The sequence below is a fragment of the Providencia xihuensis genome (assembly GCF_041953405.1).
In the GTDB taxonomy this organism is placed as follows: Bacteria; Pseudomonadota; Gammaproteobacteria; order Enterobacterales; family Enterobacteriaceae; genus Providencia; species Providencia vermicola.
The window spans coordinates 1,823,898-1,835,470 of the sequence record NZ_CP169565.1; the positions used below are offsets into that span (position 1 = coordinate 1,823,898).

General features: G+C 39.0%; 9 protein-coding genes and 1 tRNA gene. 6 read left to right on the forward strand and 4 right to left on the reverse strand.

Annotation, left to right across the window (positions count from 1 at the left end):
- The first annotated feature begins 1 nt into the window (after window position 1).
- Complete coding sequence (locus ACE2AL_RS08085; protein WP_375084231.1) at window positions 2-1,012, forward strand: Shedu immune nuclease family protein; 1,011 nt, start codon at window positions 2-4, stop codon at window positions 1,010-1,012.
- 50 nt (window positions 1,013-1,062) lie between these two features.
- Here ACE2AL_RS08085 and ACE2AL_RS08090 read toward each other — a convergent pair whose 3' ends face one another.
- Both ACE2AL_RS08090 and ACE2AL_RS08095 read right to left on the reverse strand, forming a co-directional pair.
- A complete protein-coding gene (locus ACE2AL_RS08090; protein ID WP_375084232.1) occupies window positions 1,063-2,232 on the reverse strand; it encodes a tyrosine-type recombinase/integrase in 1,170 nt (389 codons plus the stop codon).
- A gap of 164 nt (window positions 2,233-2,396) precedes the next feature.
- Window positions 2,397-2,471 (reverse strand) — tRNA-Arg (locus tag ACE2AL_RS08095).
- Window positions 2,472-3,035: 564 nt separating this feature from the next.
- On the opposite strand from ACE2AL_RS08095, the gene mlaA reads away from it, so the two are divergent.
- Window positions 3,036-3,788 carry a phospholipid-binding lipoprotein MlaA gene (gene mlaA / locus ACE2AL_RS08100; RefSeq protein ID WP_206082411.1) on the forward strand — a complete coding sequence of 251 codons (753 nt, stop codon included), beginning with the start codon at window positions 3,036-3,038 and terminating at the stop codon, window positions 3,786-3,788.
- Window positions 3,789-4,341: 553 nt separating this feature from the next.
- Here the strand turns inward: mlaA and fadL are convergent.
- Window positions 4,342-5,664: a long-chain fatty acid transporter FadL gene (gene fadL, locus ACE2AL_RS08105; RefSeq protein WP_272574108.1), complete on the reverse strand. Its 1,323-nt coding sequence runs from the start codon at window positions 5,662-5,664 to the stop codon at window positions 4,342-4,344.
- 353 nt (window positions 5,665-6,017) lie between these two features.
- On the opposite strand from fadL, the gene ACE2AL_RS08110 reads away from it, so the two are divergent.
- From ACE2AL_RS08110 to sixA, 4 genes are all read left to right on the forward strand, one after another.
- Window positions 6,018-6,314, forward strand: a complete 297-nt coding sequence (locus ACE2AL_RS08110) for a YfcZ/YiiS family protein (RefSeq protein ID WP_206082409.1) — start codon at window positions 6,018-6,020, stop codon at window positions 6,312-6,314.
- A 274-nt stretch (window positions 6,315-6,588) separates the two neighbouring features.
- Window positions 6,589-7,908, forward strand: coding sequence for an acetyl-CoA C-acyltransferase FadI (gene fadI, locus ACE2AL_RS08115; protein WP_206082408.1), 1,320 nt, complete (start codon window positions 6,589-6,591; stop codon window positions 7,906-7,908).
- Complete coding sequence (fadJ, locus tag ACE2AL_RS08120; RefSeq protein WP_353167110.1) at window positions 7,908-10,097, forward strand: fatty acid oxidation complex subunit alpha FadJ; 2,190 nt, start codon at window positions 7,908-7,910, stop codon at window positions 10,095-10,097. The genes fadI and fadJ overlap by 1 nt, the downstream gene beginning before the upstream one ends.
- A 314-nt stretch (window positions 10,098-10,411) precedes the next feature.
- Window positions 10,412-10,894, forward strand: coding sequence for a phosphohistidine phosphatase SixA (gene sixA, locus ACE2AL_RS08125; RefSeq protein WP_206082406.1), 483 nt, complete (start codon window positions 10,412-10,414; stop codon window positions 10,892-10,894).
- A 21-nt stretch (window positions 10,895-10,915) separates the two neighbouring features.
- Here the strand turns inward: sixA and smrB are convergent, their stop codons facing one another.
- Window positions 10,916-11,461: an endonuclease SmrB gene (gene smrB / locus ACE2AL_RS08130; RefSeq protein ID WP_206082405.1), complete on the reverse strand. Its 546-nt coding sequence runs from the start codon at window positions 11,459-11,461 to the stop codon at window positions 10,916-10,918.
- Window positions 11,462-11,573: the final 112 nt, after the last annotated feature.

Here is an 11,573-nt window from a genome sequence, read left to right on the forward strand (position 1 = left end):
AATGAGTATTAACCATTCTTATGAAATTGGTAGTGATGGGCTTTATCAATTAATGTTGAATCTTTCTGGTTTAGATGGAGCCCAAACAGAAACATCTGCACTCAGAGCAAGTATTTATGCATATTGCTTAACTACAGGCTCATCACATTTCACATGTCAATTAGAATTAAGTCATTTACAAGACCTATATAGTCACTTATCACAATATAGCGTTATCCGTGAACCAACTTCTTCTGTTACAGGGCGTTTTGTTGAAATACAAAGCAATCATGATGAGATTATGAGAATTCTAGAACGCTCGGATAATGCTTCTTTAATTCTTGCTTTGCAACACATAATTAGTGATAGATTAACTGGTTCAGATATTAATACTATTTTAGGTCGAAAAGATGCGATAGCTGAATTCGAAGATAAGTTAATTAATAGTAGCCATTACAGAGAAGCTGATTGGCAAAAATTTTTTGAGCGAAATGAGTGGATTTTTGGTTATGGATTAAATTATCAGTTTTTGAAAATTTTGCAGAGAGAGGCTCATATATCACACACTGATTTAAATGGTTCTAATGATGTAATTGCAGATTTTCTTTTGTCTGATTCACAATATACTAAAATTGTTGAGCTCAAAACTCCAGAGACACCCTTGTTTGCTAGCCGCCAAAATCGGTCGGATTCATGGAGGTTATCAAATGAATTAACAGATGCTGTTAGCCAAATATTGGCTCAAAAGGCTAATTGGGAAATCGAAAGTCAAAGTGCAAATTATACTTCAGATGGCATGCGTATTTTAGAAGATACATGTGATCCTGAGTGTATTTTAGTCATTGGAAGCACTTTATCTATCACGGGCAGTGATAGAGAAAAAATCATCAAAAAGAAAACACTAGAATTATATAGAAGAAATTTAAAAAGTATTAGTATATTATTTTATGATGAGCTTTTTGAACGAGCTAAATTTATAGTTAAAAATGCAGAATCTCTTGAGGCTTCAATTACTGATGCTTTAGAATTGTGAGAATTTAAGTTACGATCTTGCTGGTGGTTTGTATAAGAGTTGAAACATTGTCATTCATTAAATAAAAAAACCGTATAAAATTGTAACATTAGTCGGCGAGATTCCAAGTACAAAGCATGGTTATAAATTCCACGGATGGAGTTTTTATCAACATGCGCAAGCTGTAACTCAATCCACGCGCTATCAAAGCCTTTTTCATGCAAAATAGTGCTCATCATGTGCCTAAACCCATGACCTGTCAGTCTACCTTTATAGCCAATTTTGGCGATGACCTTATTTATACTCGCATCACTGATTGGTTTTCGTACATCATTACGCCCAGGGAAAAGTAGCGAATAGTTCCCTGAAATAACTTTTAGCTCATCAAGGATCTCTAATACCTGTGGTGAGAGAGGAACTAAATGAGGGCGACGCTTTTTCATTCGTTCTTTAGGTATTTCCCAAAGTGCATTTTCAAAATCAAATTCTGACCATTCCGCGAATCTTAACTCAACAGTTCTAACACCTGTTAGCATTAATAGCTGAGTGGCATATTTCGTGATTTTACTGCCTTGATAGTTATTAAGTGCCTTCACAAAATCAGGGATTTCACTTTCTTGTAGGAATGGAAAATGTTTGGTTTCAGGCTTATTCATTGCACCAGACAAATCAGGGGCAGGGTTATATTTTGCTCGGCCTGTAATAACTGCATACCTAAACACTTCACCACAACGACGGCGAATTTTACTTGCTTGCTCTAATGCCCCACGTTTTTCTATCTTCTGCAATACGGCAAGTAATTCTAATGGCGCTAATTGGTCAATAGGTCGACTACCAATGAAAGGAAAAACATCATTTTCAAAACAACGCAATATCTCGCTCGCATAGCCTTTTGACCATGTAGAACATTTTGATGCATGCCATTCCATCGCAACGGCTTTAAACGTATTTTCAGCAGCGTATTTTTGTGTGATCTTTTCCGATTTGCGGGCATCACTTGGGTCTATGCCATCTGAAAGCTGTTTTTTTGCTTCATCTCTTTTTCTTCTGGCATCGGCTAAAGAAATTTGTCCATACACACCAAATGAGATCATTTTAGGCTTGCCAGCAAAGCGATAACGAAACCGCCAACCCTTGGAACCATTGGGCTCAATGAGAAGGGATAAGCCATTGCCATCATTTAGGGTGTAAGCCTTATCTTTAGGCTTAGCTTTACGAATTTGGATATCAGTGAGCAGCATAATGTGTATAGTTTTTTTATCGAACCTAGACCTATACACAATACTATACACATTAGTACTTAGATTCCACTAGAAGTTACTAGACCTTCTTGGAAGTCAAAATAATTAATTCTTTGTTTTTATTTGAAAAATTGGAAGTCTTGAGAGGTGTTTAGAAGTGGTAATGGTGTCCCCTGCAGGAATCGAACCTGCAACTAGCCCTTAGGAGGGGCTCGTTATATCCATTTAACTAAGGGGACTTTTGGCAGTCATTGCTAAACAGGGTTTGCATTTTACTGTCCGCATCCAATGGAATCAAGTTGTTACATAGAATTAATTCAATTTATTGCTAATGAGGCAATTTTGTATGATTTTTAGTCTTTCTTTTATTAAATAATTATCTGACACGTCACCTCGCATGGTAACGTATTTAAAGGTTGGCTGATGGGAACTGTGCTTACAGGATTAGCGGTTAAAATACGTATTAAACCAAAAAGTAATGGTGAAAGGCTCATTTTACAGTGATTTTTTCTTTTATTGATATATTTTTTATCTAATCGTTAAGTTAGCTTTTATTCTTGAGTAAAAATTGATGGCACTGCACACTATTTTCGAATATATAAAAACAATATTTAAATGGTTTTGTGTGAATTAGCCATAACTCTTATAATAATGGCATGATTAACTAGGGTATAATTAAAAGTCGATCTGTATAATCACTCAAAACGGTTAACAAAAATAATTTTTTCCCCTTATTATTATCAAATTCGTGAATATTGTGGAAAGTACCATAGCAGGGCGGTGCAGGGAATGGAGAAAGTGTTATGAAGTTTCGCATGACTAGCGTTTTTCTAGCGGGTGTATTAATTGCAGGTTGTGCAAGTAATATTGACCCAGATACGCAAGAACGTTCAGACCCATTAGAGGGTTTTAACCGAGCAATGTTTAATTTTAACTACAACGTCTTAGACCCTTATGTTTTAAGGCCTGTTGCTGTTGCTTGGAATGATTATGTTCCTATGCCTGCGCGTAATGGATTATCCAACTTCTTTGTTAACCTTGAAGAGCCTGCAAGTATGCTGAACAGTTTCTTGCGTGGGGAAGTGACCCAAGGGTTTAAACACTTTAACCGTTTCTTCCTCAATACGGTATTTGGTATGGGGGGATTGATTGATGTTGCAACAATGGCGAATCCTCAATTGGCGAAAGAAGATCCTAAACGTTTTGGTAATACACTCGGTTACTATGATGTCGGTTATGGTCCTTATGTCGTTTTACCCGGATATGGGAGTGCAACACCACGCGAGGAAGGTGGGGATTTAGCTGATGGTTTATACCCAATGCTGAGCTATCTAACATTCTGGATGTCTGCAGGAAAATGGGCACTTGAAGGGATAGAAACAAGAGCACGATTGCTGGATTCCGATGGGTTACTTAAAAACTCTTCAGACCCATACTTAATGATGCGTGAAGCTTACTTCCAGCGTAATGATTTCTTATCAAATGGCGGCGTATTGAAAGCAACTGAAAACCCAAATGCAGCTGCAATTGAAGGGGATCTGGATTCGATTGATTAATTTGGTGAATTGACTCAGGAAGGTTTATCACTCTCTTGTCTAGATTAAAACGTGAGAGTGATAAATTAACAGCTAGTCATTGTCTCGCTTTCCTCGTTGGGTAACGGTGTCAATCAAGGCGATTACGCCTAACACCCCAATAAAACCTACTGTAAATAATGTCCCCATAAAACCCCCTACGTTTTTGTCATTGTTGCCTCTTTTGTACTTTTACTGCGAATTTATCGCATTAATAATACAGTTTAATGAATGGATACGTATTTTTTGTGTATCTGTATTCTAAAATACGAGTATGGCTTGTGCTTGCAAATAAGAACATTCAGAGAATGAAAGGTAATCTAATGAAATATATAAGGATTTATCTGAAAAAAGTTTATAGGGCTAATTTTTAGTATAAAAGTGGAAATTTGGATAAGAATTATTTTATTAACAATTAATTTACATGAGGGAGTGATAAGGGTCAAGAAAAATTTATGATAGGGATGTTTTTTTGAACACTGAGATAGTGGGGCTATCAGGGAGTTGCCTCCCCGATAGTTAAGCATTTGGTTTATTAGAATGCGTAGTTAAAGTTGACACCGTATAACCAAGCAGAGCCTTCAGATTTGAAGTTATAAACTGGTGAATTTGCTTGACCTTCAATCAATTTTTCACTGATATTCACTTTTTTACCGTGCATATAAGAAATACCAACATCAACAGACGCATTTTCATTAAATGCATAGGTAGTACCCGCACTTAACCAGTAACGGTCTTGGTCAGGAATCGAAATTGAGCGGTATTCAGAACGAACTGGGCTTTCATCATAGGCAATACCAGTGCGGAATGTCCAGTTATCATCATAGAAATAGGTCGTACCTAATGCTAAACGCCATGCATCCTTGAAGTGTTCAGGTTTGTGAAATAATTCTCTGCCATCACTTTTTTGGTAGGCGGTTAATTCTTTAAATTCACTCCAGCCTGTATAGGCCACACTATAGTGTAGAGCCCACTTTGGCGCAACTTTGTGATAACCTGAGAATTCCCAAATGTCAGGTAAGTTAAGATCTAATTTACCTTTAACTTTTTCGCCGCCCGTACCGTATAGGCCTGGAATTCCTTTAGGTATATCATTTGAGAATTTACCTTCTTCAAATTTAACTTTAACCTTAGAACGGTAGCTTAAGCTTAAGCGGTTATCGTCATTAATTTCATATAAAATACCCGCATTCCAGCCATACCCCCAATCGTCTCCTGTTAATTTAGCCATCGTGGTGCTTGCAGGGAAAGCTGGAAGTTGTCCTCCGCTAATTATTGGTGCTAATGCACCTAGATCGCCAGCATGACGAGTGATTTCTGCATCAGCATAAACAGCATTAACACCTAAGCCAAAACTAAAGTTGTTATTAACTCGGTATGCGCCGCTTAAATTCAAGTTAACGGTTTTTAAATCGGTTTTTCCGCCAATAGGGCCAGCAGCATAATTTTTATTAAAATCAGTCGCTAAGCCGAAGTTGGTCGTCATTGAGGTACCAACTGCCCACTTATCATTAACAGGAAAAATAAAGTGTGCATTAGGTACGACGGCACTTGGTGCAATATCATTTGCAGTCGTATTACTATGAAGTGGAGAACCACCTTTGCCTTTAATATCAACACTTGGGTCAATATACACAGCACCGATAGAAAGAGATGGTCGGTCAAATAGCATCATCGCAGCAGGGTTACGGCTTCCCTCACTTGCGTTGTCGCCCATCGCACCTGCCCCAGAAAACGCACGTCCCAGTGCGGATGTTGAATATTCATTGAGCAAAAAGCCAGCCGCGCCGGCGTTGGATGATACAATTGCCACTGCTATTGCTAAAGCTGACTTAGAAAACAGGTTTTTCTGGCTCATGACCAAAACCCTCTTATGTTTTATTTTAAATAAAGCGACTTCTATCGCAAGAAGCGCAGAATTGTAGGGTCCATTGTCGCCATGACAAATCAGACCAGTTACTAGAGTATAGGTCTGACCACCCAATATGTTGCAAGTCTGTTTTGTGTTTATTGCGACTTCGTTTTCAAAAATGCGATGCATTTAACAAAATAGCAACATAAAGTGACGAAATGGGAGCAATAAATAATCAGATACGGGGTAAGATCAAACTTATGTTTAATTATTAGCAATAAGTTTTGATTCACACTGGTTTTTACCACTTTTTCAGCGTTATGATAGCCACTTAACAGTTTGTTTATTTGGAGAATAAAATGACTGATGCGATTAACCGTTGTAGTGCGGATGAAACAGCAGCTTGCTGCTGTGTAGATGTAGGCACAGTGCTGGACAACAAAGACTGTACTGCGTCGTATCAGCATGTTTTTGCCACACAAGGTGAAGCGGAATCCATGTTGAAGATGCTCACAGAAAAAGCGAAGTCTGTTGAGTCTGAACCCTGTGCGATTAACCATACTTTTAAACAAGTTAATGGTGGTGTTGAACTGAGCGCAGAATTTAGTTTTAGCTGTGAAGCAGAAAGCCTGATTTTTCAGCTAGGCCTTCGTTAATCAAACGTTTGAATCTATTAGGTGAACCCTTCTACTGTGATAGCGCCCTTTTATTAGGTGGCTAAGCGTTAGAAGGGTTTTTGATATTAGGTAGACCCATTCCTTTCTTTTTCGCACTATTTTTATGCTAACTTGCGTGCGCGCTCCCATTTTTTAGTCAATGCAATTGATAATTGTGAAAATTATGTTAACAATCATTACAGGTCAGACCTCTTTCGGCCAGTCATGAAAAAATTAACAATAATTTTTTATTTATGCTTTTGCAGGAGCGACCATGAATCAACATTCCCACCATGGTGACAGTACATATTCAACAAAAGAGCGTATTGCTATTGTCAGTGGTTTACGTTTACCGTTTGCAAAGCAATCAACAGCATATCAAGGTGTTGCTGCTGTAGATTTAGGCAAAGCAGTAGTCGCTGAATTATTAGTTCGTAGTGATTTAGATAACCAGTTGATTGAGCAACTTGTATTTGGCCAAGTGGTTCAAATGCCTGAAGCACCCAATATTGCACGGGAAATTGTGCTTGGAACGGGGATGAGCGTTTCAACAGATGCTTACAGCGTTTCAAGGGCGTGCGCGACAAGTTTTCAAGCCATTGTGAATGTGGCTCAAAGTATGATGGTTGGGGATATTACTGTTGGTGTTGCAGGAGGGGCAGATTCCTCTTCAGTTTTACCGATTGGTGTTTCGAAAAAATTAGCAGCAACATTACTTGCTTTGAGTAAGGCAAAGTCGGTTGGGCAAAAATTATCGCTTATCGCGAAATTACGCTTAAAAGACTTAATGCCAGTCGCACCTGGTGTTGCTGAATACTCAACAGGGCTTCGCATGGGGGATACCGCGGAGCAAATGGCTAAAAGTTACCACATTACGAGAGAACAACAAGATGAGCTAGCACATCGTTCACACGTCCTTGCTGCAAAAGCGTGGGATGGAGGACTACTAAACGATGAGGTCATGACTGCGTATTTGCCGCCTTTTAAGCACGCTTTTTCGCAGGACAATAATGTACGAGGAAATTCAGTATTGTCCTCTTATGCTAAATTAAAACCCGCATTTGACCGTAAATATGGCAGTGTAACAGCCGCAAATAGTACACCTTTAACCGATGGTGCAGCAGCGGTATTAATGATGACAGAGTCAAGGGCAAAAGCATTGGGTTATACCCCGCTGGGTTATATTCGTAGTTACGCTTTTAGCGCGATTGATGTGTGGGAAGACATGCTATTGGGGCCATCCTATGCAACGCCCATAGCCCTGAAGCGCGCAGGGTTATCTTTACAAGATCTCACTTTAATTGATATGCACGAGGCTTTCGCCGCTCAAACATTGGCAAACATCAAAATGTTTGGTAGTCGCCAATTTGCACAAGATAAATTAGGTTTAACACAAGCCATTGGCGAGATAGACATGGACAAATTTAATGTTCTCGGTGGTTCTATCGCTTACGGGCACCCATTTGCGGCGACAGGCGCCAGAATGGTGACACAAACATTAAATGAACTTCGTCGTCGTGGTGGTGGTTTTGGTTTAACAACAGCTTGTGCTGCAGGCGGGTTAGGTGTAGCTATGATTTTAGAGGTGGAATAATGACACAAAATTCTACTACAGAATTAGTAATGGATAAGCTGCCGCAGGCTTTCTCATTAGAAATTTATGACGAGAACGTAGGGGTGATTTTCATTGATGTGCCAAATGAAAAGGTCAATACGCTTAAAGCTGAATTTGCGCAGCAGTTTCTAACCATCTTACAAAAAGCGCAATCCACCTCGGGTTTAAAAGGGCTAGTTATTACCTCAGGTAAAAAAGATAACTTTATTGCGGGTGCGGATATCAGCATGATTGCGCACTGTGAATCGAAAGCGCAAGCCAGTGAGTTATCAAAGGAAGGGCATTTATTATTCGACAAAATAGATAATTATCCGTTGCCGATTATTGCTGCTATCCATGGCGCATGCTTAGGTGGAGGGTTGGAGTTAGCATTAGCTTGTCATGCGAGGGTTTGCTCAAATGATGATAAAACCCGCTTAGGTTTGCCAGAAGTACAGTTAGGCTTGTTGCCAGGGTCTGGTGGAACTCAACGTTTACCACGTTTGATTGGCATTCCACATGCACTTGATCTAATGCTGACAGGACGTCAGCTAAAGGGCAAACAAGCACTTAAATTAGGGCTTGTGGATGATGTTGTTCCAGAGCCAATTTTATTAGATGTCGCCGTTAAAATGGTGAAAAAAGGTGGCGTAAAACGACCTGCTATTCATTGGCAACAGCGCTTATTGAGTTGTAAATTACTGCGTAATCAAGTGTTTAATAGTGCAAGGCAAAAAGTATTGGGTAAAACCAAAGGGCATTATCCCGCTCCTGAAAAAATTATTCATACAGTAAAAATAGGGATGAACAAAGGGGTACAGGCTGGGTATGCAGAAGAAGCTAAAGCATTTGGCGAGTTAGTTATGACGCCTGAATCAGCGGCTTTACGTAATTTATTTTTTGCAGTCACAGCATTAAAAAATGAAACAGGTGCACAAGCTAAGCCGTTGAATATCAAGCAAGTTGGTGTACTAGGTGGCGGGCTAATGGGCGGCGGGATCGCATATGTGAGCGCAACTCAAGGAAAGGTACCTGTTCGTATTAAAGATATTTCAGAAAAAGGCATTGCTCAGGCCTTGAAATATAGCTGGGATTTATTAACCCAACGCGTCAGCAAACGTCGGTTATTGGCACGTGAACGCGATGCAACAATGGCTAAAATTTCAGGGACATTGAATTACAAAGGGTTAGAAACCGCAGATCTGGTTATTGAAGCTGTTTTTGAAGATTTGGCGCTAAAAAGAAAAATGGTTTCTGATGTTGAAAAAATGACGAGGAAGGACGTTATTTTTGCGTCGAATACATCTTCGTTACCTATTCACCAGATAGCCGCCAATGCGCAACATCCAGAACGGGTTATTGGTTTACATTATTTTAGTCCTGTCGATAAAATGCCATTGGTTGAAGTTATTCCACATAAACAAACAGATGAGACAACGATTTCTACTGTTGTGGAGTTTGCTAAACGACAAGGTAAAACAGCCATTGTGGTTGGCGATGATGCGGGCTTTTATGTTAACCGAATACTGGCACCTTTTTTATGTGAGGCTGCGCAATGCCTTATTGAAGGAGAATCTATTGACCATATTGACAGTGCATTGGTTGGGTTTGGTTTTCCTGTTGGGCCATTTAATCTACTCGATGAAGTTGGTATCGACGTTGGCATTAAAATTTTACCTATTTTAGTTGAACGGTTTGGGGAAAGATTTAAAGCTCCTGATATCTTGGATAAAGTTGTTAAAGATGACCGTAAGGGTAAGAAAAACGGTAAAGGTTTTTATGAATACGGGCATTCTTCGGGTAAGTTACTATTTTGGAAAAAAACTAAAAAACGGCAGGTGGATAAAACAGTTTATTCCCTTATTGATATCACGCCAGAAAACAAGTTGAGTAAAACGGATATTGCTCAACGTTGTGTGATGATGATGTTAAATGAAGCGGCCCGTTGCCTTGATGAGAAAATTATTCGTAGCGCAAGGGATGGTGATGTGGGGGCCGTTTTTGGTATCGGTTTCCCACCGTTTTTTGGCGGCCCGTTCAGGTATATGGATAATTTTGGTATCACGAAAACGGTAGAGACGTTAAAAACACTTGCTGCACGTCATGGTGATAAATTCCAACCCTGTGACTTATTATGCAGAATGGCTCAGAATAACCAGACGTTTTATGCTGTTGATGACCAAGAATAGCGAAAGTGGGTTAAACACTATTTTTGTTAGTTAGAGAGGGTTATGCGATAAGCTATAAATGCAATTGAATACCCTGAAAAATAAAGCCTGAGCTGAATATTGGCGATTCAGTCTTCAGGCTTTTTTAATCGATTGATTTAATAAGTCTTGGTAAAGAAAACTAAAAAATCAACAAAAAGTTACTTAAATCATTTTAATTGTTGATTATTTAATGCAGAATCACTTTTTACCCCAACTGATGGTTACTTTTACAATAATTATCTTAACAAAAAGAATAGCCACTTTAAGTCAGTAGGCTACTCAGATGGTGGATTATGCAAGTTTATATTATGCGTCACGGCGATGCAGCGTTACATGCGGCAAGCGATGCCGAGAGGCCATTAACACAAAAGGGAATAGATGAGTCAATATTAATGGCTAAATGGTTGAAAAACCGAGGTATTGAAATTGACACTGTATTAGTAAGCCCTTACCTAAGAGCATTACAAACGGAAAAAATAGTAGGTGAACACCTTAAACTTCCATTACAAAATGAGGTTTTAGCGCAATTAACGCCAGGTGGAAACGCTGCTTTTGTTGCCGATCATATACGCGATTTAGCGGTGACAGGTGCAAAGGCAATATTGGTTGTATCCCATTTACCTTTAGTTGGCTATTTAGTTTCACAACTCTGCCCACAGAAAGAACCGCCGATGTTTACAACATCAACGATTGCATGTATTGAATTGGATTTGGCTTTTCAAAAAAGTGATGTTGAATGGATGTTGAGTCCGTCACAGTTACTATTCGCTAAATAAACCATCCAGTAATAAGAGCACTTAACGGCGAGTGCTCTCGTTGGTTTCAATCAAAAGTAGCAACGCTGCATTGCCACCCCATTCTTTAGGTGCTTGATGAAATGCAATAATATCAGGATGTTGTGCAAGCCATAGTGGTGTTTGTTGCTTTAATATATGTTTACCATGTCCATGCATAATGCACGCACAATACACATTTTCGCGTTTGCAAGCAGCTATTAGCGCCCCAATTTCTTGCTTAGCTTCCATTTGAGTCAATCCATGTAAATCAAGAAATAATTCAGGCGTATAGTCCCCACGACGTAATTTCTTTAACTCATAAGGATTAGAATCAGGTTTTAAATAACGAGTTGGGCCTTCATTTTCAAGCTGTGGCTGAAATTCATCAGAAAAGTAGAAAGAAGCATCAACTTGTTCCTGTTTCATTTTTTTGTCAGAAGGTTTTGTGACTTTCACTCGCACAGGTGCATGTAGGACTTGATCCTGATTAATTTTTTTTGCGCCACGAATTGCTTCTTTAAATAGATGAATTTCATCATCTTTAAGTCCAAATTTATTTTTCGTCATTTTACTAATGTGTATATAGTCATTTTCGCTGGTCTTTAGTGTAACCTATTTTAAAGGGGGATGGAGACAAAAGCATTTTTTAGCGTGACATAACAAAATTGTCACCTTTTAA